This window comes from Stenotrophomonas sp. YJH_SMC_138 (genome assembly GCF_059369855.1).
Genome location: NZ_JCAFTB010000002.1, coordinates 203,386 through 225,063, shown reverse-complemented (window position 1 = coordinate 225,063; position 21,678 = coordinate 203,386). Strand labels below are relative to the sequence as shown.

General features: G+C 67.2%; 24 protein-coding genes. 17 read left to right on the top strand and 7 right to left on the bottom strand.

Annotated features, from left to right (window positions below; translation table 11 throughout):
- Positions 1-160: 160 nt before the first annotated feature.
- The 3 genes from uvrA to AC5P7I_RS06190 all read left to right on the top strand — a co-directional run bounded on the left by uvrA (position 161) and on the right by AC5P7I_RS06190 (position 4,384).
- Complete coding sequence (gene uvrA / locus AC5P7I_RS06200) at positions 161-3,154, top strand: excinuclease ABC subunit UvrA (protein WP_241886602.1); 2,994 nt, start codon at positions 161-163, stop codon at positions 3,152-3,154.
- Positions 3,154-3,561 carry an acyl-CoA thioesterase gene (locus tag AC5P7I_RS06195; protein ID WP_014646371.1) on the top strand — a complete coding sequence of 136 codons (408 nt, stop codon included), beginning with the start codon at positions 3,154-3,156 and terminating at the stop codon, positions 3,559-3,561. The genes uvrA and AC5P7I_RS06195 overlap by 1 nt, the downstream gene beginning before the upstream one ends.
- A 97-nt stretch (positions 3,562-3,658) precedes the next feature.
- Positions 3,659-4,384, top strand: a complete 726-nt coding sequence (locus AC5P7I_RS06190; protein WP_014646370.1) for a hypothetical protein — start codon at positions 3,659-3,661, stop codon at positions 4,382-4,384.
- Between the two features lie 72 nt (positions 4,385-4,456).
- Here AC5P7I_RS06190 and AC5P7I_RS06185 read toward each other — a convergent pair whose 3' ends face one another.
- Complete coding sequence (locus tag AC5P7I_RS06185; protein WP_041863160.1) at positions 4,457-4,903, bottom strand: copper chaperone PCu(A)C; 447 nt, start codon at positions 4,901-4,903, stop codon at positions 4,457-4,459.
- Positions 4,904-4,937: 34 nt separating this feature from the next.
- On the opposite strand from AC5P7I_RS06185, the gene AC5P7I_RS06180 reads away from it, so the two are divergent.
- The 4 genes from AC5P7I_RS06180 (at position 4,938) to AC5P7I_RS06165 (ending at position 8,632) form a co-directional block, all read left to right on the top strand.
- A complete protein-coding gene (locus tag AC5P7I_RS06180; protein ID WP_014646368.1) occupies positions 4,938-5,714 on the top strand; it encodes an enoyl-CoA hydratase/isomerase family protein in 777 nt (258 codons plus the stop codon).
- Between the two features lie 87 nt (positions 5,715-5,801).
- Positions 5,802-6,722: an acyl-CoA thioesterase II gene (gene tesB / locus AC5P7I_RS06175; protein ID WP_005408551.1), complete on the top strand. Its 921-nt coding sequence runs from the start codon at positions 5,802-5,804 to the stop codon at positions 6,720-6,722.
- Between the two features lie 4 nt (positions 6,723-6,726).
- Entirely contained in the window at positions 6,727-7,236 is a 510-nt protein-coding gene (locus tag AC5P7I_RS06170; protein ID WP_053494920.1) for a pathogenicity-like protein, read from the top strand.
- Between the two features lie 178 nt (positions 7,237-7,414).
- The gene (locus tag AC5P7I_RS06165; RefSeq protein WP_164077060.1) at positions 7,415-8,632 is read left to right on the top strand and encodes a sigma-70 family RNA polymerase sigma factor; all 1,218 of its coding nucleotides are present in this window, start codon (positions 7,415-7,417) and stop codon (positions 8,630-8,632) included.
- Between the two features lie 51 nt (positions 8,633-8,683).
- On the opposite strand, the gene AC5P7I_RS06160 is transcribed toward AC5P7I_RS06165, so the two are convergent.
- Complete coding sequence (locus AC5P7I_RS06160; RefSeq protein WP_164077059.1) at positions 8,684-9,244, bottom strand: EF-hand domain-containing protein; 561 nt, start codon at positions 9,242-9,244, stop codon at positions 8,684-8,686.
- 156 nt (positions 9,245-9,400) lie between these two features.
- Between AC5P7I_RS06160 and AC5P7I_RS06155 the strand changes: the two genes are divergently transcribed.
- Together AC5P7I_RS06155 and AC5P7I_RS06150 are read left to right on the top strand one after the other, a co-directional pair.
- Positions 9,401-10,156, top strand: coding sequence for an arginyltransferase (locus AC5P7I_RS06155; RefSeq protein WP_032961379.1), 756 nt, complete (start codon positions 9,401-9,403; stop codon positions 10,154-10,156).
- A 38-nt stretch (positions 10,157-10,194) separates the two neighbouring features.
- On the top strand, positions 10,195-11,409 hold the full coding sequence (locus AC5P7I_RS06150; RefSeq protein WP_164077058.1) for an endonuclease/exonuclease/phosphatase family protein: 1,215 nt from the start codon (positions 10,195-10,197) through the stop codon (positions 11,407-11,409).
- An 83-nt stretch (positions 11,410-11,492) separates the two neighbouring features.
- Here the strand turns inward: AC5P7I_RS06150 and purT are convergent, their stop codons facing one another.
- Positions 11,493-12,680 carry a formate-dependent phosphoribosylglycinamide formyltransferase gene (gene purT / locus AC5P7I_RS06145; protein ID WP_014646362.1) on the bottom strand — a complete coding sequence of 396 codons (1,188 nt, stop codon included), beginning with the start codon at positions 12,678-12,680 and terminating at the stop codon, positions 11,493-11,495.
- 137 nt (positions 12,681-12,817) lie between these two features.
- Between purT and AC5P7I_RS06140 the strand changes: the two genes are divergently transcribed.
- The 5 genes from AC5P7I_RS06140 to AC5P7I_RS06120 are packed head-to-tail and all read left to right on the top strand — an operon-like array spanning position 12,818 to position 15,516.
- The gene (locus AC5P7I_RS06140) at positions 12,818-13,699 is read left to right on the top strand and encodes an SPFH domain-containing protein (protein ID WP_164077057.1); all 882 of its coding nucleotides are present in this window, start codon (positions 12,818-12,820) and stop codon (positions 13,697-13,699) included.
- A gap of 45 nt (positions 13,700-13,744) precedes the next feature.
- Positions 13,745-13,924 carry a type II toxin-antitoxin system antitoxin gene (locus AC5P7I_RS06135; RefSeq protein ID WP_014646360.1) on the top strand — a complete coding sequence of 60 codons (180 nt, stop codon included), beginning with the start codon at positions 13,745-13,747 and terminating at the stop codon, positions 13,922-13,924.
- The gene (locus AC5P7I_RS06130; RefSeq protein ID WP_014646359.1) at positions 13,921-14,100 is read left to right on the top strand and encodes a DUF4177 domain-containing protein; all 180 of its coding nucleotides are present in this window, start codon (positions 13,921-13,923) and stop codon (positions 14,098-14,100) included. Before AC5P7I_RS06135 ends, AC5P7I_RS06130 begins: the two co-directional genes overlap by 4 nt.
- Before the next feature lie 3 nt (positions 14,101-14,103).
- Positions 14,104-14,697 carry a PH domain-containing protein gene (locus AC5P7I_RS06125; RefSeq protein ID WP_262088378.1) on the top strand — a complete coding sequence of 198 codons (594 nt, stop codon included), beginning with the start codon at positions 14,104-14,106 and terminating at the stop codon, positions 14,695-14,697.
- Between the two features lie 9 nt (positions 14,698-14,706).
- Entirely contained in the window at positions 14,707-15,516 is an 810-nt protein-coding gene (locus AC5P7I_RS06120) for a D-alanyl-D-alanine carboxypeptidase family protein (protein WP_164077056.1), read from the top strand.
- Between the two features lie 154 nt (positions 15,517-15,670).
- On the opposite strand, the gene AC5P7I_RS06115 is transcribed toward AC5P7I_RS06120, so the two are convergent.
- The 4 genes from AC5P7I_RS06115 to AC5P7I_RS06100 all read right to left on the bottom strand — a co-directional run bounded on the left by AC5P7I_RS06115 (position 15,671) and on the right by AC5P7I_RS06100 (position 19,292).
- Positions 15,671-16,042 carry a DUF423 domain-containing protein gene (locus AC5P7I_RS06115; protein ID WP_014646356.1) on the bottom strand — a complete coding sequence of 124 codons (372 nt, stop codon included), beginning with the start codon at positions 16,040-16,042 and terminating at the stop codon, positions 15,671-15,673.
- Between the two features lie 104 nt (positions 16,043-16,146).
- The gene (locus tag AC5P7I_RS06110) at positions 16,147-17,220 is read right to left on the bottom strand and encodes a polyketide cyclase (RefSeq protein WP_014646355.1); all 1,074 of its coding nucleotides are present in this window, start codon (positions 17,218-17,220) and stop codon (positions 16,147-16,149) included.
- Between the two features lie 234 nt (positions 17,221-17,454).
- Complete coding sequence (locus AC5P7I_RS06105) at positions 17,455-18,096, bottom strand: response regulator (protein WP_006424175.1); 642 nt, start codon at positions 18,094-18,096, stop codon at positions 17,455-17,457.
- Positions 18,096-19,292 carry a sensor histidine kinase gene (locus AC5P7I_RS06100; RefSeq protein WP_032961359.1) on the bottom strand — a complete coding sequence of 399 codons (1,197 nt, stop codon included), beginning with the start codon at positions 19,290-19,292 and terminating at the stop codon, positions 18,096-18,098. The genes AC5P7I_RS06105 and AC5P7I_RS06100 overlap by 1 nt, the downstream gene beginning before the upstream one ends.
- Positions 19,293-19,442: 150 nt before the next feature.
- On the opposite strand from AC5P7I_RS06100, the gene AC5P7I_RS06095 reads away from it, so the two are divergent.
- From AC5P7I_RS06095 to minD, 3 genes are read left to right on the top strand one after another with little or no spacing between them, the layout of a single operon-like run.
- Complete coding sequence (locus AC5P7I_RS06095) at positions 19,443-20,039, top strand: GNAT family N-acetyltransferase (protein ID WP_014036357.1); 597 nt, start codon at positions 19,443-19,445, stop codon at positions 20,037-20,039.
- On the top strand, positions 19,985-20,830 hold the full coding sequence (gene minC, locus AC5P7I_RS06090) for a septum site-determining protein MinC (RefSeq protein WP_164077055.1): 846 nt from the start codon (positions 19,985-19,987) through the stop codon (positions 20,828-20,830). Before AC5P7I_RS06095 ends, minC begins: the two co-directional genes overlap by 55 nt.
- A 37-nt stretch (positions 20,831-20,867) precedes the next feature.
- A complete protein-coding gene (minD, locus tag AC5P7I_RS06085) occupies positions 20,868-21,677 on the top strand; it encodes a septum site-determining protein MinD (protein ID WP_005415682.1) in 810 nt (269 codons plus the stop codon).
- Position 21,678 lies beyond the last annotated feature (1 nt).

The window sequence follows — 21,678 nt, the reverse complement described above, 5'->3', positions numbered from 1 at the left end:
GAAAAGGGATCTGACCCCTGCCTGACGGCCTGTCTCACCAGATGAGACATCGGACTGGCATTGTCGCCCATTGCCCCCATCTGGTCACCTCGGTAGGCTGACCGATTGCCGTTCCCTGCTGGCCCGGCACCCAGCCAACGCCCCCACAACCGGATCCCCCATGGCGATGGATTTCATCCGCATCCGCGGCGCGCGGACGCACAACCTGAAGAACCTCGACCTCGACCTGCCCCGCGACAAGCTGATCGTGATCACCGGCCTGTCCGGCTCGGGCAAGTCCTCGCTGGCGTTCGACACCATCTATGCAGAAGGCCAGCGCCGCTATGTCGAGTCGCTGTCGGCCTATGCGCGCCAGTTCCTGAGCGTGATGGAAAAGCCGGACCTGGACCACATCGAGGGCCTGTCCCCGGCGATCTCGATCGAGCAGAAGTCGACCTCGCACAACCCGCGTTCGACGGTCGGCACGATCACCGAGATCTACGACTACCTGCGCCTGCTGTACGCCCGCGTCGGCACCCCGCGCTGCCCGGACCACGGCTATCCGCTGGAGGCGCAGACGGTCAGCCAGATGGTCGACCAGGTGCTGACCCTGGACCCGGAACAGCGCTACATGCTGCTGGCCCCGGTCATCCGCGACCGCAAGGGCGAGCATGCCCAGGTGTTCGACCAGCTGCGCGCGCAGGGTTTCGTGCGCGTGCGCGTGGACGGCGAGCTGCATGAAATCGATGCGGTGCCGCCGCTGGCGCTGCGCCAGAAGCACACCATCGAGGCGGTGATCGACCGCTTCCGCCCGCGCGAGGACATCAAGCAGCGCCTGGCCGAGAGCTTCGAAACCGCGCTGAAGCTGGGCGACGGCATGGCCTCGGTGCAGAGCCTGGACAGTGCCGACGCTTCGCCGACGCTGTTCTCCTCCAAGTACTCCTGCCCGGTCTGCGATTACTCGCTGCCGGAGCTGGAACCGCGCCTGTTCTCGTTCAACGCACCGATGGGCGCCTGCCCCGGCTGCGACGGCCTGGGCATGGCCGAATTCTTCGATCCTTCGCGCGTGGTGGTGCATCCCGAGCTGTCGCTGGCCGCCGGCGCGGTGCGCGGCTGGGACCGCCGCAACGCCTATTACTTCCAGCTGATCGCCTCGCTGGCCAAGCACTACCGGTTCGACGTCGACGCGGCATGGAACTCGCTGCCGCAGAACGTGCAGCAGGCCGTGCTGTACGGCAGCGGCGATGAGGCGATCACCTTCACCTACTTCACCGAAGCCGGTGGCCGCACCCAGCGCAAGCACCGCTTCGAGGGCATCATTCCCAACCTCGAGCGCCGCTACAAGGAAACAGAATCGCCGGCGGTGCGCGAAGAGCTGTCCAAGTACATCAGCGAACAGCCGTGCCCGGAATGCCATGGCGCGCGCCTGAACAAGGCGGCACGCAACGTGTTCGTGGCCGACCGCCCGCTGCCGGAGCTGGTGGTGCTGCCGATCGACGAGGCGCTGAAGTTCTTCAGCGAACTGAGCCTGCCGGGCTGGCGTGGCGAGATCGCCGCGAAGATCGTCAAGGAAATCGGTGAGCGCCTCGGCTTCCTGGTCGATGTGGGCCTGGATTACCTCACCCTGGAACGCAAGGCCGACACCCTGTCCGGTGGCGAGGCACAGCGCATCCGCCTGGCCAGCCAGATCGGCGCCGGCCTGGTCGGCGTGATGTACGTGCTCGACGAGCCGTCGATCGGCCTGCACCAGCGCGACAACGAGCGCCTGCTCGGCACCCTCACCCGCCTGCGCGACCTCGGCAACACGGTGATCGTGGTCGAGCATGACGAGGATGCGATCCGCCTGGCCGACTACGTGCTGGACATCGGCCCGGGCGCGGGCGTGCATGGCGGCGAGATCGTCGGCCAGGGCACCCTGCAGGACATCCTGGAGGCACCGCGCTCGCTGACCGGCCAGTACCTGTCGGGCAAGCGCGCGATCGAGATCCCCGCGCGCCGGCACAAGCCGAACCCGAAGATGACCCTGCACCTGCGCGGGGCCAGCGGCAACAACCTCAAGGGCGTGGACCTGGCGATTCCGTCGGGCCTGCTGACCTGCGTGACCGGTGTGTCCGGCTCCGGCAAGTCCACCCTGATCAACGACACCCTGTTCTCGCTGGCCGCCAACGAGATCAACGGTTCCTCGCACCCGATCGCCCCGTACAAGGAGATCGATGGCCTGGACCTGTTCGACAAGGTGGTGGACATCGATCAGTCGCCGATCGGCCGCACCCCGCGTTCGAACCCGGCCACCTACACCGGCCTGTTCACCCCCCTGCGCGAACTGTTCGCACAGGTGCCCGAAGCGCGTGCGCGTGGCTATTCGCCGGGCCGTTTCAGCTTCAACGTGCGCGGTGGCCGCTGCGAAGCCTGCCAGGGCGACGGCCTGATCAAGGTGGAGATGCACTTCCTGCCGGACGTGTACGTGCCCTGCGACGTCTGCCATGGCAAGCGCTACAACCGCGAGACGCTGGAGATCCTCTACAAGGGCTTCAACATCAACGACGTGCTGGAAATGACCGTCGAGGATGCACTGAAGCTGTTCGAGCCGGTGCCGTCGATCGCACGCAAGCTGGAAACCCTGGTCGACGTCGGCCTGAGCTACATCAAGCTGGGCCAGAGCGCGACCACGCTGTCCGGTGGTGAAGCGCAGCGCGTGAAGCTGTCCAAGGAACTGTCGCGCCGCGATACCGGCCGCACCCTGTACATCCTCGACGAACCGACCACCGGCCTGCACTTCCACGACATCGAAGCGCTGCTGGGCGTGCTGCACAAGCTGCGCGACGAAGGCAACACGGTGGTGGTGATCGAGCACAACCTGGACGTGATCAAGACCGCCGACTGGATCGTCGACCTGGGTCCGGAAGGCGGCCACCGCGGTGGCACCATCCTGGTCACCGGCACGCCGGAAGACGTGGCGGCCTGTCCGCAGTCGTATACCGGCCAGTTCCTGGCGCGCATGCTGCCGTCCACCAGCGCGCGCCCGGAACAGCCGGCTGCCGTGGCCAACAAGCCCGACGCCCGCCCGCCACGCAAGGTGAAGCCTGAGAAGCCGGCCAAGGTTGCCAAGAAGGCCGCGGCCGCCAAGAGCACCGGCAAGGCCAGCAAGAGCACATTGAAGAAGAAGGACGCCTGATGAGCAGCGAACACAAGATCCTGGCCCGCATCCCGATCAGCGTGCGCTGGCGTGACATGGACAGCATGGGCCACGTCAACAACGCCAAGTACATTTCCTACCTGGAAGAAGCGCGCGTGCGCTGGATGCTGGGCGTGGACGGCGTATCGATGACCGACCGCATCGCACCGGTGGTGGCCGCGACCAACGTCAATTACCGGCTGCCGATCGTGTGGCCCAACGACATACTGGTCGAGCTGTTCGTCGAGCGCCTGGGCAACAGCAGCGTGACCATCGGCCACCGCATCGTCGACCAGCACGACGCGTCGAAGCTGTATTCCGACGGCAACGTGGTGGTGGTGTGGATGGATACGCAGACCGGCAAGAGCGCGCCGCTGCCGGAGGCGATCCGCAGCGCCTCCACTTGACGCGCCCTGGTAGGTGCCGACCTTGGTCGGCACGCTTTGGCTGCAATGAGGTTGCCGGCCAGCGGCCGGCACTACCGATCCCATTCAATGGACTGACATGATCCACCAGACTGAACTGCGCGACCTGCTGCCCGGCATGGTCCCCTTCCCCACCGACGTCTTTCCCGCCGACCAGGCCTGGCTCGGCCAGCACCTGCTGCCGCTGCTGAAGATTGACCTGGGCGTGCTGCGGCCGGAACTGGCCGGCCAGGTGGCGACGATGCTGTGCCCGATCGAGCCGTACGACGGCTGCATCGGCGAGACCACCGAAGAACACCACAACGATTTCACCGGCACCAACTGGATCGCCTTCGAACTGACCGCCGGCAACGAGATGCGCTTCCTCGGCAATGAGGGCTATTTCATCGGCGAGGCGGTGCAGGACAAGGATGCGCAGGAGCACATCGCGCAGATGCGCGACAGCTACGCCAAGGCCCGCGATTACCATGCCGCGCACGGCCGTCTCGCCTGCTACTCGCGCTACGGCAAGGGTGAGGCCAGCGAACGCGACTACCTGGATACGCTGGGCGGACCGATAGGCTTCGGCAACTGGACCGAGACCGCGGAGATTCCCGCGGCCTTCGAACTGGGCTTCACCGACGCTGCCGATGACCCAAACGCTGCGGACGATGCCGAAACGGTGATCATCACCCGCAACGGCAACAAGTTCTTCGCCGTGGCCGGCGTAGCCGGCTACAACTGGTGCGCCACAGGCGCCGATGCGATCGTGATGCTGTACGAGCCGGAAAGCCGCACCGTGCTGTTCTCGTACGACTGGTCGTAAGGCCCTGTGGTAGTGCCGGCCGCTGGCCGGCATTGCCCGTGCTGCCGGCCAGCGGCCGGCACGACCATCCCGCTACGGCGCAGCCTTGCGTACGGCCAGCGTCGCACTCGCTTCGCCGCCGCCTTCCAGCTGCAGCCGTAGCGGCACCGCCTGCCCCTCCTTCAGCGCGCCCTTGCCCTGCATCAGCATCAGGTGCAGGCCACCGGGCTTGAGCTCGGCACGTGCACCCGGCGCCAGCGGCAGGCGCTCGATCGCGCGCATCCGGCTGACCCCATCCGTGATCGTGGTTTCGTGCAGCGACACATCATTGAAACTGCTGCTGGTCGCGCCGGTGATCACCACCGCCTTGCCGCAGCCGTTGTGGATGACGCCGTAGCCAGCGGTCATCGGCATTGCCGGATTCGGTGGCAACCGCGCCCAGCCCTGATCCACCGTGACGCAGCCCGATTCCGCCGCCGAGGCCGATGCTGCGGCCGCACACAGAAGCCACAGTACGCCAACGAATGGTTTGGTTATCATCGCCCAGGTTCCTTCTTCGCAACGAGACCGCAGCATGACGACGCTCATCGAGGTGATCAACCATGGCCCCATCCGCGAACTGCGCCTGGCGCGGCCGCCGGTCAACGCACTGGACACCGACCTGTGCCGGCAGTTGATCCATGCCATCGAGCTGGCCATGGCCGAAGACGCGCACGGCATCGTGCTGTCGGGCAGCGAGCGCATCTTCACCGGCGGCATGGACGTGCCGCACCTGCTCTCGCATGGCGATGACAAGCACAAGCTGCTGGACACCTGGAACGCCTTCTTTGGCGCCGTACGCACGCTGGCCGAGAGCCGCATCCCGGTGGTCGCGGCGATCACCGGCCACGCCCCGGCGGGCGGCTGCGTGCTGGCCCTGTGCTGCGACTACCGGGTGATGGCCCGCAGCGCCGATCCGTCGCGGCCATATGCCATCGGCCTGAACGAGGTGCAGGTGGGCCTGATCGCGCCGGAGGGCATCCAGCGCCTGCTGCGCCGTGCGGTGGGCGTGCACCGCGCCGGCGTGCTGCTGACCACCGGTTCGCTGGTACCGGCCGAACAGGCGGTGCAGATCGGCCTGGTGGATGAGCTGGCAGAGGGGGACCTGGTGGTGGCACGCGCGATTGCCTGGCTGCAGGACCTGCTCAGGCAGCCGCGCCAGCCGATGCTGCTGACCCGCGCCATCGCCCGCGCCGACCTGCACGTGGCGCTGCAGCCGGACCTGATCCAGCTCGACCGTTTCGTCGAGGCCTGGTTCGCCCCGGACGCACAGAACGCCCTGCAGGCCCTGGTAGCCCGGCTGGGCAAATAGCGGTTGCCCCGCCCGGGGTCAGATCCCTTTCGCCGGGCGAAAGGGATCTGACCCCTGACCGGTATAATCAGGCCCTCTTTCACTGCTGTGGCCGCCCCCTTGAACGACACGCCCGAACCCGTCGTCTCCGAGCTGATCGACCTGCTCACGCTGGAGCGGCTGGAGGACAACCTGTTCCGCGGGCAGAGCCGCGACATCGGCACCAAGTACGTGTTCGGCGGGCAGGTGCTGGGCCAGGCGCTGGCCGCGGCACAGGCCACGGTCGACAACGGCCGCCACGTGCACTCGCTGCACGCCTATTTCCTGCGCGCCGGCAACATCGACCACCCGATCGTCTACGACGTGGACCGTACCCGCGACGGCGGCAGCTTCTCGGTGCGCCGGGTCACCGCGATCCAGCACGGCAAGGTGATCTTCTTCTGCGCGGCATCGTTCCAGCAGGCCGAGACCGGCGCCGAGCACCAGCACAAGATGCCCGAAGTGCCGCAGCCGGAAGACATCGAACCGAACCGGCCGCTGCCGGCCGAAGTGCTGGAGCGGCTGCCGATCAAGGTGCAGCGCTGGCTGTCGCGCGGCGGCCCGTTCGAATTCCGCCACGTCTACCCGCGCGACGAACTGAACCCGCCCAAGCGCCCGCCCTACCACCAGGTGTGGCTGCGCCTGAGCGAGCCGGTCGGCGATGCTCCGGAACTGCACCAGGCCCTGCTGGCCTATGCCTCGGACTTCCACCTGCTGGGCACGGCGACGTTCCCGCACGGCATCAGCTACTACCACCCGCACGTGCAGATGGCCTCGCTCGACCACGCGATCTGGTTCCACCGCCCGTTCCGCGCCGACGACTGGCTGCTGTACTCGCTGGACAGCCCCAGCGCGCAGGATTCGCGCGGCCTGGCCCGCGGCCAGTTCTTCACCCGCAATGGTGTGCTGGTGGCCAGCACCGCGCAGGAGGGCCTGATCCGCGTGGTTCCCGACCAGGCTGCCGCGGCCGCCGTGCCGGCCAAGGAGTAAACCCATGCGCCAGATCTTCAGCAGCCAGCGCGTGGAAACCGTCGAAGGCGTGGCCGAGCTCCTGCGCGGGCATGGCATCGACGTCAAGGTGACCAACGGGCGCTCGTACAAGACCCGTCGCCGCGGCCAGTTCAGCTATACCGACCTCGGCAACGCCAACGCCTACCCGGCGGTATGGATCGTGCGCGCCGACGACCAGCCGCGTGCACGCGAGATCCTGCGTGAGGCGCGCCTGCTCGACACCACCCGCCGCGACCATCCGACCGCCGAGTTCGCCTTCCGCGACACGCCGGAACAGGGCAGCGGCGGCCGCAGCTGGGCCTGGCGCATCCGCATCGCCCTGCTGGTGGTGATCGCCGGCGTGGCGCTGGTGATCGGCCTGCGCCATCGCGGTGCCCCGGCCCCGGCAGCACCGGCCCCTGCCCCGCAGGCCCAGCCGCAGCAGGCGCAACCGGCCCCGCAGGCCGCACCGGAAGAGGAAGAAGTCCGGGTCCGCATCCAGCCATCGAAATAACCCACGGGTCGTACCCGCCGCTGGCCGGCAACTGCAAAAAGGGGACGGAGGGGATTAAGTCGTTTGTGGCACAAACGACTTAATCCCCTCCGTCCCCTTTTTTGTCAGCACAGAAAGTCGGTCACATTGGGCGCGCGGCTCCGTCATGGGACACAATCCCAGCAGGAGAGCCGCCGCCATGACGACGTTCGCCGCATCGATCGACCAGACCCTGGAACGCGAACTGCCCGCCGCCGCCAGCGGTTGCCAGCACGCCTACGGCCGTATCGTGCTGGCCTGCCAGAACACGGTCACCGCCATCGCCCTGGCCATCACCCGCGACCGCCAGGCCAGCGAGGACATCGCCCAGGAGGCCTTCGTGAAGGGCTGGCAGCAGCTGCACCAGCTGCGCAGCGCGACCAGCTTCCTGCCCTGGCTGCGGCAGATCACCCGCAACCTGGCCCGCGACTGGCTGCGCGCCCAGCGTGGGCGGCCGCTGACCGGCGAGGCGGCCGAGGTAGCGATGGGCATGGCCGCCGACCCGTCGCCGGGCGCGGCTGACCGCCTGCAGCGGGTGGAGGAAGAGATCGCCGCCGAGGACATCATCTCCACCCTGCCCGCCGACAGCCGCGAAGTGCTGTTGCTGTACTACCGCGAGGGACAGCGCTCGCAACAGGTCGCCGACCTGCTCGGGCTCAGCGATGCAGCCGTGCGCAAGCGCCTGTCGCGTGCACGTGCCCTGGTGCGCGAAGGCCTGCTGCAGCGCTTCGGTGAATTCGCCCGCAGCAGCGCGCCGAGCGCTGCATTCGCCACCGCCGTGGTGTCGATGGTGCTGGTGGCCGCGCCCGGCACCGCCAGTGCAGCGGTGCTGCTCGGCACCGGCGTCGGCATCGGCGGCAGCAAGCTCGGCCTCGGCGGCGCCAGCGTTGCCGGTGGAACCGCGATGGGCTCGTTGACCGCCACCCTGGGCCAGCTGCATGTGTTGCCGGCCGAAAGCTGGGGGGCGGTCATTGGTGGCGTTGCCGGTGGCGCGATCGGCAGCTATCTCGGCGGGCGCTTCCTGATGTCGTACACCGAAACTGCGGCAGAGCGGACCGATGTGCGCCGCTTCCTCTACCTCAACATCACCACCGGCATGTTCTGGTGCCTGGCGATCCTGCTGGCTGTGGTGCTGCAGGCACCGGTCTGGACGCAGCTGACGGTGCTGGCGGTCGGGTTGGGCGTGGTCAACTACCAGTGCCTGGTGACGCTGCAGCGGGTGATGGCGCCGATGATCGCGCGCGATTCGGCGCGGCGCGGGCGAACCGGCATCAACTGGAAGTTCGAATCGATGTACGGCCGCACCGCCATCATCGCCATGAACCTGATGGTCATTGCGCTTGTGGCGTACTCGCTGATGCGCAGCGGCCGCTTGTAACGGACAACGCCGGCAGTGCCGCCGGCGTTGTCGTCATCACTGCATTGACCCTCAGCGCTGCGGCTTCGGTGCGCCGCCGTCGCGCGGACCGCCATGGCGCGGGCCACCATGCATCTGGCCCTTGGCCGCATCAAACTCGGCCTTGCTCAGCTGGCCGTCCTTGTTGGTGTCGGCGGCGGCGAACCAGGCATCACGATGCTGCTTCATGCGCAGCTCGCGGTCGGCCTTGTCCAGGTAGCCGTCCCTGTTCAGATCAAGCTGGTCGAAGCGCGCGGCCAGGCGCGGATCGGCCTTGGCTTCCTCGCGGCTGATGCGGCCATCCTTGTTGACGTCAAGCGCGGCCCAGCGCTCACCGCCGTGGCCACGACGGCCATGCTGCCAGCGCGGCAGCTCGTCGCGCGAGAGCTTGCCGTCCTTGTTCTTGTCCAGCTCGTCGAACTTCGCGGCCAGGCGCGGGTTGGCGGCCGCCTCGCTGCGGTCGATCACGCCGTCACCGTTGGTGTCCAGCTTGGCCGGGCGCGGTGCCGGCGTGGCCGGGGTGTCGGCCGCCAGCGCGATACCGGATGCGGAGGTGCCGAGCAGCAGGGCCAGCAGCAGGGGGGTACGGATCATGAGGTCACTCCTGGGGATGGGAACAGCGTCGGGGTGATCACTTCACCCTCGGGGGACAACAACGCCCGGGCGCGACGTCGGTTGACGCTACTGCCGATTCCATTCATCCGGCGGACAGTCGCCGCCACTGCGACAACCTGGGGCTATGCTGTGCCCATGGCGATACATGGCGACAGAGACGACGAACTGCGACTTTTCCAGACCGGCGAGCACCCCTGCGGGTACTGGTCGGACCGGGTGGCACGCGACCTGGTACTGGACCCGAACGACCGCCGCCTCGGCGCGCTCTATCCACTGGCACTGAGCTGGGGCTTCCGCCGCAGCGGCGACCTGGTCTACCGGCCGCATTGCGCGCACTGCCAGGCCTGCGTGGCGGTGCGCATCCCGGTGGCCCGCTTCGCCCCGGACCGCAGCCAGCGCCGCTGTGCCACCCGCAATGACGACCTGGAGGTGCGGATCACCGCCGCCACCGCCCGCGATGACCTGTTCGCGCTGTACCACCGCTACCTCACCCACCGCCATGCCAACGGCGGCATGGACGACCACGGCCCGCACGAGTTCGAGCAGTTCCTGATCGGCAGCTGGTCGCACACCCGCTTCATGGAGATGCGCCTGCCCGGCCACGACGGCCAGCCCAGCCAGCTGCTGGGGGTAGCGGTGACCGACGTCACCGAGCACGGCCTGTCGGCGGTCTACACCTTCTTCGACCCGGACCACGCCGCGCGCGGGCTGGGCACCTTCGCGATCCTGCAGCAGATCGAGTGGGCGCGCCGCGAGGGCCTGCCGCACGTGTATCTGGGCTACTGGATCCGCGGCCACCAGAAGATGGACTACAAGCGCCGCTTCCATCCGCTGGAAGCCTACGATGGCCGCCGCTGGCACGATTTCGACAAGGATCTGGACGGGCGCTGACAAACCGCTGACACCGGGCCGGGTGCACAATACGGCCCATGAACATGACCCGCCGCCATCCCCTGATCCTCGCCCTGGCCCTGCTCTGCGGCGCCACCGCCCCTGCCTTCGCCACGTCCCCTGCGATGACCGAAAAGCCGTCCGCTGCGCTGCGCCTGGCCACCTACAACACCTCGCTGTACTCCGATGACGCCGGTGGCCTGATCAAGGAGCTGGAAGGCGACAGCGAACACGCGCGCAAGATCGCCGCAGTGCTGCAGCAGGTGCGCCCGGACCTGGTGCTGCTGAACGAATTCGACTTCGACGACGCCCATCGCGCCGCCGACCTGTTCCAGAAGCGCTACCTGGAGGTCGCCCAGCCCGGTGGCGGCAAACCGCTGCACTTCGCCTACCGCTATCTGGCACCGGTCAACACCGGCGTGCCCAGCGGCCTGGACCTGGACAACAACGGCGTGGTCGGTGGCGAAGGCCGCAGCCGCGGCAACGATGCCTGGGGCTACGGCCTGCACCCGGGCCAGTACGGCATGCTGGTGCTGTCGCGCTACCCGATCGACGAAGCCAGGGTGCGCAGCTTCCAGCTACTGAAGTGGAGCGCGATGCCCGGCGCGATCCGCCCGGTCGACCCACGTACCGGCCAGAGCTTCTACAACGACCATGTGTGGTCGCAGCTGCGCCTGTCGTCGAAGTCGCATTGGGACGTGCCGGTGAAGACCCCGGCCGGCGTGGTGCACGCGCTGGTGTCGCACCCGACCCCGCCGGTGTTCGACGGCCCGGAAAAGCGCAACGCGGCGCGCAACCATGACGAGCTGCGCCTGTGGCAGGAATACCTGTCCAAGGGTGACAAGCCATGGCTGTGCGACGACAAGGGCCACTGCGGTGGCCTGGCGCAGGATGCGCGCTTCGTGATCCTCGGCGACCTCAACAACGACCCGGTCGATGGTGATGGCCGCCATGAGGCGATCGTCGAACTGATCGAGAACGCCCGCGTGCTGCGCTACCCCACCCCGCGCAGCGTCGGTGGCGAGCAGACCAGCCTGGCCTATGCGGTCAAGGGCATCGAGCGCAAGGGCGCACCGTTCCATGCCACCGGCGATTTCGGCCCGAAATCCGGCACGATGCGCCTGGACTACGTACTGCCCTCGACCGGTTTCGAGTACGTCGGCAGCGGTATCTTCTGGCCGGCCAATGAAAGCCCGGAAGCGAAGATCGCCGATGGCAGCGACCACCACCTGGTGTGGGTGGACGTGCGGTAGAGTCGACGGCCCTGAAAAGGGGACGGAGGGGATTAAGTCGTTTATGGCACAAACGACTTAATCCCCTCCGTCCCCTTTTTGCTTTACGGGCGCAGCTCGACGCCGATGGCGTCGGCGGCATCTCGCGCGATGGCGCGCGCTTCGTCGATGGTTTCCGCGCGCGCCAGGGTCACGCCCACGCGGCGATGGCCATGCACGCTCGGCTTGCCGAACAGGCGTACAGCAGTATCCGGCACCTGCAATGCAGCGGCGACGTTGTTGAAGTACGGCACGCCCTCGCCGTGTGCCAACAGCGCGCACGACGCCGACGGGCCGCTCTGGCGGATCACCGGGATCGGCAGGCCGAGGATGGCGCGCGCATGCAGCGCGAACTCGCTCAACTCCTGCGATACCAGCGTCACCAGGCCGGTGTCGTGCGGGCGCGGCGACACTTCGCTGAACCACACTTCGTCGCCCTTCACGAACAGCTCCACGCCGAACAGGCCCCAGCCGCCAAGGTCGTCGGTGATCGCACGTGAGATCTCCTCGGCACGTGCCAGTGCCGCGCTCGACATCGGCTGCGGCTGCCAGCTTTCGCGGTAGTCGCCATCCTTCTGCAGATGGCCGATCGGCGCACAGAACGAGGTGCCACCGGCATGGCGCACGGTCAGCAGGGTGATCTCGTAATCGAAATCGATGAAGCCTTCGACGATGCAGCGGCCGGCACCGGCGCGGCCACCGGTCTGCGCGTAGTCCCAGGCCGGGGCGATGTCCGCCTCGCTGCGCAGGGTGCTCTGGCCCTTGCCCGAGGACGACATCACCGGCTTGACCACGCACGGCAGGCCGATGGCGGCGACGGCAGCACGGTATTCGGCCTCGGTATCGACGAAGCGGTACGGCGAGGTCGGCAGGCCCAGGGTTTCGGCGGCCAGGCGACGGATGCCTTCGCGATCCATGGTCAGGCGTGCGGCGCGCGCGGTCGGGATCACCCGCAGGCCCTGCTCCTGTTCCAGCTGGACCAGGGTCTCGGTGTGGATGGCCTCGATTTCCGGCACCACCAGGTGCGGCTGCTCCTGGGCGATCAGCGCCCGCAGCGCCATCGCATCGAGCATGTCGATCACGTGCGAGCGGTGCGCGACCTGCATGGCCGGGGCGTCGGCATAGCGATCAGCGGCGATCACCTCCACGCCCAGCCGCTGCAGCTCGATGGCCACCTCCTTGCCGAGTTCGCCCGAGCCCAGCAGCAGCACGCGGGTGGCGGAGGGGGACAACGGCGTTCCAAGCTTGGCCATGGCGGTTCCAGCAGCGATGTGAAGGCGGGAGGGCATTCTAGCTGGCCGGGCACCCTGACCATGGCATCCGACGAACGGTAGTGGACAGGTGATATCACTTTGATATCTTAAATTTGAACCCTCAAGGACGTACCGCCATGAAAGAGAAGTCGCTGTCTTCCCTCAACGGCCTCGGCACGCTGGTCGGCGCCCTGCTCGTCGGCCTCGCCGGCGCCGCCCTGTTCGTGGCGGGCGTGGCAGCCAAGGCCAGCACCGGCTCGCCCAGCCTGCTGCTGATGCTGCTGGGCGCCCTGCTGGTGGCGCTGGGCGTGTTCATCCTGGCCGGTCTGTACACCATCCAGCCCAACCAGGCGGCGGTCCTTAGCCTGTTCGGCAAGTACGTGGGCACGGTGAAGGACAACGGCCTGCGCTGGAACAACCCCTTCTTTGCCAAGCGCCGGGTCAGCCAGCGCGTGCGCAACTTCGAGAGCGGCAAGCTGAAGGTCAACGAGCTGGACGGCAGCCCGATCGAGATCGCCGCGGTGATCGTCTGGCAGGTGGTCGACGCCTCCGAGGCCGTCTACAACGTGGACGACTACGAGAGCTTCGTACACATCCAGTCCGAATCTGCGCTGCGTGCGATGGCCACCAGCTATCCCTACGACCAGCACGAAGACGGCCAGCTGGCCCTGCGCAGCCATGCCAGCGAGATCTCCCAGCACCTGAAGAACGAGCTGGCCGAACGCCTGGCCGACGCCGGCGTGCAGGTGATCGACGCACGCATCAGCCACTTGGCCTACGCCGCCGAAATCGCCCAGGCGATGCTGCAGCGTCAGCAGGCCAACGCGGTGATCGCCGCACGCACGCGCATCGTGGCCGGTGCGGTGGGCATGGTTGAAATGGCCCTGGCCGAACTGCAGAAGAACGGCGTGGTGCAGCTGGATGAAGAACGCAAGGCGCACATGGTCAGCAACCTGCTGACCGTGCTGTGCTCGGACCGCGGTACCCAGCCGATCGTCAACGCCGGTTCGCTGTACTGAACCACCCTCGCAACGGGGTGCCCCACCACCCCGCCAGGAGCTTGCATGAGTGAGAAGAAAGCCTACCCGCTGCGCATCAATGCCGACGTCCTGGCCGCCGCGCAACGCTGGGCTGACGACGAGCTGCGCAGCCTCAACGCACAGATCGAATACGTGCTGCGCGACGCCCTGCGCAAGGCAGGACGCCTGCCGAAACCCACGCCATCTTCGGGGGACAAGGAATGAGCAAGCGCTGGAGCTACCAGACGATCGAGGTCAAGACGTCCATGATGGGCCAGCTCAAGGCCGAGGACATCCAGAGCGAACTGAGCCGCCAGGGCCAACTGGGCTGGGAGCTGGTCAACATCATCATCCCCGCACCGATGCGCCCGGCGATGCTGGTATTCAAGAAGGAGGCCTGAGCCATGGGTGCCAGCGATCCAAAGCAGTACGAGGTGGCCGAGAGTTCGCCGTTGCGCGTGCTGTGGATCGTGCTGCCCCTGCTCGCCGCCTTCGTGGCCTGCCTGTATGCGCAGTTGTACAAGGCACCGGCCACGGCGCCCTGGATCGAAGTAACGCTGTCGCCGCCCTGGTTCCGGATGGGCGGCAGTGCCGCCTGGAGCCTGCTGGTGATCGCCGCGCTCGGCATCGGGTTGGGCGCGGCGTTCTTCCGCCGCCGGGTGGAACTGGCCGACGACGTGCTGGACGTGCGCTCGACGATGTACCGCCGCCGCGTTCCGGTGGCACAGCTGCGGCTGGACCAGGCCGAGGTGGTCGACCTGCAGCGTGACCGCCGCTATGGCATTCGTTTCAAGACCAATGGCTATGCGATGCCGGGCTTCTATTCCGGCCACTTCCGCCTGCAGGGCGGCGGCAAGGGGTTCGCGCTGGTCACCGACCGCACGCGCGTTCTCGCCCTGCCGGTCAGCGATGGCAGCACGCTGCTGCTCAGCCTGGAGCGGCCGCAGGTGCTGCTGGACGCGCTGTGCAAGGTGGCCGCACCGGCGCCTCGGCGGTAAGCTGCGGCGATGCAACGACGCGCCCCCCTGCTGATCAATACCGAGGCCATCGAGCTGTGGCCCGCCCACCTGCTGCGCGCACGAAGCAACCTGGATGCCCGCCTGCTGTCGCAGGCACAGTGGGTGCTGCGGCGCAAGCGCGATGGCCGCTACCTGGCGGCGGTAACGACGCATGGCGTGCATTCGCTGGTGCCACGCCTGCCGCGCGAGCCCGGGGCCGAGGACGCACTGGCGCTGCTCGATGCAGCGGCGGCACGTCCGTTCGGCGCTGCGCTGCAGGAACAGTGGCTGCCGCTGGCCGGGCTGCAGCAACGCCTGCAGCAACTGGGCCTGGACCCGCAGCGCTACGCCGACGACAGCGGCCTGCCGCTGGAGCCCGAACCGTGCCTGCTGCATTTTGCCGGCCGCGACCGCTTCGCCCGGCCGCTATGGCTGCGCCGTGGCGCCGCGCAGGGCTGGCGGCGGATGCGCCTGCAGGCGGCACGGGAGGGCATCGCGCTCGACGCAATTTCCGGCTTCCGCAGCCATGCCTACCAGCTGGGCATCTTCGAGCGGAAGCTGGCACGTGGGTTGAGCGTGACGGAGATCCTGAAGGTCAATGCAGCGCCGGGGTTCAGCGAACACCACAGCGGCCATGCGCTGGACATCGGCACACCGGGCGATGCCCCGGCCGAGGAATCATTTGAAGCCACCGACGCGTTCGCCTGGCTGCAGGTGCATGCCGGCGGGCATGGCTTCCATCTGAGCTACCCACGCGACAACCCGCACGGCATCGTCTACGAACCCTGGCACTGGTGCTGGAGGCCGGCCAACGGCTGAGCCCCTCGTGGCGCCCGCACGCGGAATGGAACGAGAGAGCGAAGCCAAAAGCGGGCCGCTTCGCTCGAAGCCGAGCATGGCTCGGCTCTACAGCAGCTGCCGCGCAACGCCCCCATGTAGTGCCGAGCCATGCTCGGCTGTACCCGGATTGCCGTCACCGCCTCAACGCATTGATCGCCAGCACCACCCAGCCGGCCATCATGCTGGTGCCACCGATCGGCGCCATCCGCGTCGGCCACTGCCACAGCGCCCCGCCCACCAGGCTGCCTGAAAACAACAGCACACCCAGCAGCAGCACGTACAGCGCCAGGTGTGCGATCGCCCCGTGCGCGCGTGGCCCCAGTGCCACCAGTACCGCACCATGCGCGAACGCGTACAGCGCCGCCATGTTCAGGTGCTGCTGCGCCAGCGGATCGGCCACGCCATGCGAGGCGTAGGCGGACAGGCCGATCGAGGCAGCGGCCAGCAGCGCCCCCAGGCAGGCGAGCAGGGACGGCTTACGTGCACGACGTTCGAGATTGAACATGGGGGCTCCTTGCGCAGCGCCCCTTGCCGGGCGCCGGATCAAAAAAAACGCGCCGCAATGAGCGGCGCGTTTTCGTGTCCAACACTACATGGGTCAGCCGAGGCTTACTTGACGGCCCAGTAGATGTCGTAGGTCGCTTCCGGGGTGAACGACTTGTCGATGCCGTCCTTCCAGGTTTCGTACGGGCGGTCGATGACTTCGTTGCCCGAAGTCACGGCCCAGGCACGCAGGCCGTTGCGGGCCACGTCCAGACCCGCCATGTGGCCGGTGTAGGCCGCATGCGCCGAACGGTGCGGAGCAACGTGCACGTACTTGACCGGAGCGCCGCCGTCGATCTTGACGGTCAGCTCGTCGGCAGCAGCACCTTCAGCACCCTTCTTCTTCACCGGCTGGGCGATGTCGAAGGCGTACTTCTCCTGGCCGAAGTCGGTGGTGATGATGCGGAACGGGCCGGCGGCTTCAAGGCCATTGGCCTCCATCACGCGCTTGATCCACTCCTGGTTGTCCTTGATGGACTTGGTGATGGTGTCCTGACCGCGGTCCACGTTGCCGGCGTTGACCACCAGCAGGTTCTCGGCCGGCACTTCAACGATGGCCAGGTCGGTCAGCGGGGCTTCCGGCGTGCGGTAGTCCACGTTCGGCACGGTTGCGAGCATGTTGGCGATGCGCGACAGGCCCAGCTTGATGTCGTCGCCGATCTGGCGGCTGACATACAGGCCGGCGTAACGGCCGAACAGGTCGAAGCCGTACTTCACCGAGTAGTCCTGGGTGATCTTGACGTTGCGACCGCCCTTGCCGGTCGGCTCCAGGTTGAAGGTGGTGACCTTGTCGTGACCCTTGGTGGCGTCTTCGATGGCGATCACAACACGCTTGTTCTCTTCGGCTTCGGTGATCTTCCAGGAACCGGTGCCCAGGTCCTTGGAGGTGAAGTCGAGGGTGGCACCGGTACCGGAGGCCGGGCCGGACAGCTTCAGTTCAACGGCGGGATCGCGCAGTACCAGCGGGTTCCAGTCCTTGAAGCGGCGCAGGCTGCTGACCGTGTCGTACACGATCGTCATCTTGCGGTTGGTCTCGATGCTTTCGGTGATGTGACGCTCGCCCGGCAGACATACGCCAATGATGACGAACAGGCCAGCCACGATCCCCAAGGCGATCAGGAACTCGATAATACGGGTCATTCAGAGAGTCTCCGGGGCCGATCCCACGGCCGGGTTGATTGAAGCGAAGCGCCAATCCTAGCAGGCTTCGCGGGCATTGTTTATCGGGATTGGCGCACCGGTTTCCCTGCCGGCTGCGTATTTGTATGGACAAAGAATTCGAAGGGTAACGCATACCGCTACCCGGCAAGTAGGGGGCAACCTTGGCAGGAACCCGTAACTACGACCCAAGTCTTTGTACTTGAACGATTTTCTTCAGACCAGCTGGAGTTCGAACGCCTTCAGTACGGCACGCGTACGGTCGCGCACGCCCAGCTTGGACAGGATGTTGGACACGTGGTTCTTGATGGTGCCTTCGGCCACGCCCAGCGAATTGGCGATCTCCTTGTTGGAGAAGCCGCTGGCCATCAGCCGCAGGATCTCGGTCTCGCGGTCGGTCAGCGGGTCCGGGCGGTCCAGGCTGACGAACTCGTTGCGCATGTGCTCCAGGCCGGACAGCAGGCGCTGGGTCACCGCCGGCTGCACCAGCGAACCGCCGTCGGCCACGGTACGGATGGCACCGACCAGCTGCGCCAGGGTGACATCCTTGAGCAGGTAGCCCTTGGCACCGGCCTTGAGCCCGGCCAGCACCAGCTGGTCATCGTCGAACGTGGTGAGGATGATGGTCGGCGGCAGCTGTTCCTGCCGCGACAGCACCTGCAGTGCCTCCAGACCGGACATCACCGGCATGCGCATGTCCATCAGCACCACGTCGGGGCGCACCTGCGGTATCAGCTCGACCGCCTGCCGGCCGTCGCCGGCCTCGGCCACCACCTCGATGCCGTCGTCGAGCGCCAGCAGGGAGCGGATTCCCTGCCGCACCAGGGTTTGGTCGTCGACCAGGCAGACGCGAATCATCAACGCACTCCTTCAGGAACCTTGGTAAGGGCCGCCACCAGCACCGTTGCCGGCACCGTCGCCCGCAGCCGGAAGCCTTCTCCGGGACGGGTTTCGATCTGCAGCTGGCCACCACATTGTTGCAGGCGCTCGCGCATGCCGCGCAAGCCATTGCCTACATTGACCATATCCGCGCCGACGCCGTCGTCGCGGGCCTCCACCACCACCCGGTCGGGGGCTTCACGGTACACCTTGATCCACAGGTGGCGGGCGCCGGCGTGGCGCACCGCGTTGGTAATGATTTCCTGGGTACAGCGCAGCAGCACGTGGGCCCGCTGCGGGTCTTCCACGTTCAACGGATCCTCGATCTCCAGCTGGATATCCAGCGAGGGCACGTTCTCGGTCAGCGGGCGCAGCGCCGCGGCCAGATCGATCGCGCCGGTCTCGCGCAGCTGGCTGACCACCTCGCGCACATTGCCCAGCAGCAGCTTGGCCAGCGCGTGCGAGCGCTTCACGTGGTCCAGCGCCTGGCCCTCGGCCAGGTGGCCGGCGACCTCCAGGTTCAGGGTCAGCGCGGTCAGCTGGTGGCCCAGCAGGTCGTGCAGCTCGCGCGAAATGCGGGTGCGCTCGTTGACCCGCGCGCTCTCGGCCAGCAGGGCGCGGGTGGCACGCAGCTCCGAATTGAGCCGGCGCTGCTCGTCGCGGGCCTCGGTCTGCTGCCGTGCAACCAGGCTGGTCACGAAGATGAACATGGAGAAGCCGCCATACAGCAGCGACTGCATCACCGCTTCGAACAGCGGGAAGCGCAGCAGCAGGTAATAGACCGGCGCCACCGCCAGCTGGCTGACCAGCAGCCACAGCACCCCCAGCCGTACCGACAGCATCCACGGAATGACCCCGGCGGCGACCATCATCAGGATGCTGCCCAGGCCCGAACCGCTGAGGAAACTGACCCCCAGCGCCGAGACCGTCAGCAACAGCAGCAGGCCGCGGTCCAGCCAGCTGGTGTGGCTGTCGCTGCGCAGGATGCGGGTCAACCAGTAGTAGGCCGTGCCGAAGGACAGGTAGGCGACGAACAACAGGATCGCCCAGCCGCCCATGTCACCGCGGCTGTGCAGGTTCTCGAACTGCGAGTACGCCAGGGGCAGGCCGACCATGACCCAGGTGAACAGGCCGGCCAGGCGGAGGACGCGGGTATGGCTGAGGACTCCCAACATGCCAGCACTCTACGGGCCGCGCCTGCGCACCGCACCCCACGGAAGTCATGCCCGCCCGGTCGCCTGTTCATGCCGCAGCCCACCCCGGGCATGCAATAATCGTGCGCAGGGTCCCTTGATGGACCAACCGCGTTACCCCACGGAGTCACAATGTCGATTGTCATCCGCGACGTGCGCGAGCACGAGCTCGATTCCGTCCTGGCTTTGAACAACAACGCTGGCCTGGCCATCCTTCCCCTGGATGCGGCCCGCCTGCGCCTGTTCTATGAAACCGCTGAGTATTTCCGCGTCGCCGAGCGCGACGGCAACCTGGCCGGCTTCCTGATCGGCTTCGGCAGCGACAGCCAGCACGACAGCAGCAATTTCGCCTGGTTCAAGCAGCAGCTGGACACCCCGTTCTTCTATATCGACCGCATCGTGGTCGCCAGCCGCCGTCGTGGCGGTGGCGTCGGGCGTGCGTTCTACGCCGACGCGCAGAGCTTCGCCGAGCTGCGCTACCCGCAGATGACCTGCGAGGTCTTCCTCGACCATGGCGCCGATGCCGCCCTGCTCTTCCACGGCAGCTTCGGCTTCCGCGAGCTGGGCCAGAACACCATGCCGCAGGTCGATGTGCGCGCCAGCATGCTGGCCAAGGAACTGTGCAGCTACCCGTGGGTCCAGGAGACCTACGGCGACAAGCTGCCGGATGTGGCATGGACACGCGCCCGGCAGCTGCCGGCGCAGGCACAGCGGCCGACGGGGACCTGAGCGTGGCGGTGAATTTCGATTACGAACAGGCCGGTGAACTGAAGATCGGCCAGGTGGGCATCGCCAACCTGCGCATCCGTACCCTTGATGTCGAACGTCTCGTGCAGGAAATGCGCGAGCGCGTGACCCGCGCCCCGAAGCTGTTCGGCCGCGCCGCGGTGATCCTCGACTTCGGCGGCCTGAGCCAGGTGCCGGACGTGGCCACCGCGCAGGCGCTGGTCGACGGCCTGCGCAGCGCCGGGGTGCTGCCGGTGGCGCTGGCCTACGGCACCAGCGCGGTCGACCTGCTCTCCCAGCAGCTCGGCCTGCCGCTGCTGGCCAAGTTCCGCGCGCAGTACGAGCGTGCCGAGGGCGAACCGGCCCCGCCGCCGCCCGCACAGGAACCGCGCCGGGCAGCCCGTGCCGAACCGAAGCCAGCTCCGGCGACGCCGGTGGCCAAGGTGGCCGACGCCGCTGCACCGCAGCCGGGCCGCATGCAGCTGGGCAACGTGCGTTCGGGCCAGCAGCTGTACGCGGAAAACTGCGACCTGACCGTGATGGCCACTGTCGGCGCCGGCGCCGAGGTCATCGCCGATGGCAGCATCCATATCTACGGCACCCTGCGCGGCCGCGCGCTGGCAGGGGCCCAGGGCAACACCGCGGCACGCATCTTCTGCCGTGATTTCCATGCGGAACTGGTGGCCATTGCCGGCCACTACAAGGTACTGGACGATGTTCCGGACAACCTGCGCGGCAAGGCCGTCCAGGTGTGGCTGGAACAGGACCAGATCAAGATCGCTGCGCTGGACTGACGCAGCACCAAACTCATGCAGAACCAGGAGAAGTCCTTTGGCTGAAATCATCGTAGTCACCTCCGGCAAGGGCGGCGTCGGCAAGACCACTTCCAGCGCGAGCCTGGCCTGCGGCCTGGCGCGGCGCGGCAAGAAGGTGGCGGTGATCGACTTCGACGTCGGCCTGCGCAACCTCGACCTGATCATGGGCTGCGAACGCCGCGTGGTGTACGACTTCGTCAACGTCGTGCACGGCGAAGCCACCCTCAAGCAGGCCCTGATCAAGGACAAGCGCTTCGACAACCTGTACGTGCTGGCGGCCTCGCAGACCCGCGACAAGGACGCACTGACCCAGGAAGGCGTGGGCAAGGTCCTGAAGGACCTGGCCGCCGACGGCTTCGACTACATCATCTGCGACTCCCCGGCCGGCATCGAGAAGGGCGCCTTCCTGGCGATGTACTTCGCCGACCGCGCGGTGGTGGTGGTGAACCCGGAAGTGTCGTCGGTGCGCGACTCCGACCGCATCATCGGCCTGCTCGATTCGAAGACCCACAAGGCCGAATCCGGCCAGGACGTGCCGGCCTTCCTGCTGCTGACGCGCTACACCCCGCTGCGCGTGGAAAGCGGCGAGATGCTGAGCATCGCCGACGTCGAGGAAGTCCTCGGCCTGAAGGCGATCGGCGTGATTCCGGAATCGGGCGACGTGCTCAACGCCTCCAACAAGGGCGAGCCGGTCATCCTGGATGTCGAATCCGCTGCCGGCCAGGCCTATGAAGACGCCGTCGCGCGCATCCTCGGCGAAGAACGCCCGATGCGCTTCACCAACGTCGAGAAGAAGGGCTTCTTCAGCAAGCTGTTCGGAGGGTAAG

Bases quoted from the DNA above. Each gene is read 5' to 3' on its own strand.
- AC5P7I_RS06155 (WP_032961379.1), top strand. From the start codon at position 9,401: ATGGCGATACATGGCGACAGAGACGACGAACTGCGACTTTTCCAGACC.
- minC (WP_164077055.1), top strand. From the start codon at position 19,985: ATGGACACGCGCCCGGCAGCTGCCGGCGCAGGCACAGCGGCCGACGGG.
- purT (WP_014646362.1), bottom strand. From the start codon at position 12,680: ATGGCCAAGCTTGGAACGCCGTTGTCCCCCTCCGCCACCCGCGTGCTG.
- AC5P7I_RS06135 (WP_014646360.1), top strand. From the start codon at position 13,745: ATGAGTGAGAAGAAAGCCTACCCGCTGCGCATCAATGCCGACGTCCTG.
- AC5P7I_RS06150 (WP_164077058.1), top strand. From the start codon at position 10,195: ATGAACATGACCCGCCGCCATCCCCTGATCCTCGCCCTGGCCCTGCTC.
- AC5P7I_RS06095 (WP_014036357.1), top strand. From the start codon at position 19,443: ATGTCGATTGTCATCCGCGACGTGCGCGAGCACGAGCTCGATTCCGTC.
- AC5P7I_RS06125 (WP_262088378.1), top strand. From the start codon at position 14,104: ATGGGTGCCAGCGATCCAAAGCAGTACGAGGTGGCCGAGAGTTCGCCG.
- AC5P7I_RS06170 (WP_053494920.1), top strand. From the start codon at position 6,727: ATGCGCCAGATCTTCAGCAGCCAGCGCGTGGAAACCGTCGAAGGCGTG.
- AC5P7I_RS06160 (WP_164077059.1), bottom strand. From the start codon at position 9,244: ATGATCCGTACCCCCCTGCTGCTGGCCCTGCTGCTCGGCACCTCCGCA.
- AC5P7I_RS06105 (WP_006424175.1), bottom strand. From the start codon at position 18,096: ATGATTCGCGTCTGCCTGGTCGACGACCAAACCCTGGTGCGGCAGGGA.
- AC5P7I_RS06185 (WP_041863160.1), bottom strand. From the start codon at position 4,903: ATGATAACCAAACCATTCGTTGGCGTACTGTGGCTTCTGTGTGCGGCC.
- AC5P7I_RS06110 (WP_014646355.1), bottom strand. From the start codon at position 17,220: ATGACCCGTATTATCGAGTTCCTGATCGCCTTGGGGATCGTGGCTGGC.
- AC5P7I_RS06100 (WP_032961359.1), bottom strand. From the start codon at position 19,292: ATGTTGGGAGTCCTCAGCCATACCCGCGTCCTCCGCCTGGCCGGCCTG.
- AC5P7I_RS06190 (WP_014646370.1), top strand. From the start codon at position 3,659: ATGATCCACCAGACTGAACTGCGCGACCTGCTGCCCGGCATGGTCCCC.
- AC5P7I_RS06120 (WP_164077056.1), top strand. From the start codon at position 14,707: ATGCAACGACGCGCCCCCCTGCTGATCAATACCGAGGCCATCGAGCTG.
- AC5P7I_RS06130 (WP_014646359.1), top strand. From the start codon at position 13,921: ATGAGCAAGCGCTGGAGCTACCAGACGATCGAGGTCAAGACGTCCATG.
- AC5P7I_RS06180 (WP_014646368.1), top strand. From the start codon at position 4,938: ATGACGACGCTCATCGAGGTGATCAACCATGGCCCCATCCGCGAACTG.
- AC5P7I_RS06115 (WP_014646356.1), bottom strand. From the start codon at position 16,042: ATGTTCAATCTCGAACGTCGTGCACGTAAGCCGTCCCTGCTCGCCTGC.
- uvrA (WP_241886602.1), top strand. From the start codon at position 161: ATGGCGATGGATTTCATCCGCATCCGCGGCGCGCGGACGCACAACCTG.
- AC5P7I_RS06140 (WP_164077057.1), top strand. From the start codon at position 12,818: ATGAAAGAGAAGTCGCTGTCTTCCCTCAACGGCCTCGGCACGCTGGTC.
- AC5P7I_RS06195 (WP_014646371.1), top strand. From the start codon at position 3,154: ATGAGCAGCGAACACAAGATCCTGGCCCGCATCCCGATCAGCGTGCGC.
- AC5P7I_RS06165 (WP_164077060.1), top strand. From the start codon at position 7,415: ATGACGACGTTCGCCGCATCGATCGACCAGACCCTGGAACGCGAACTG.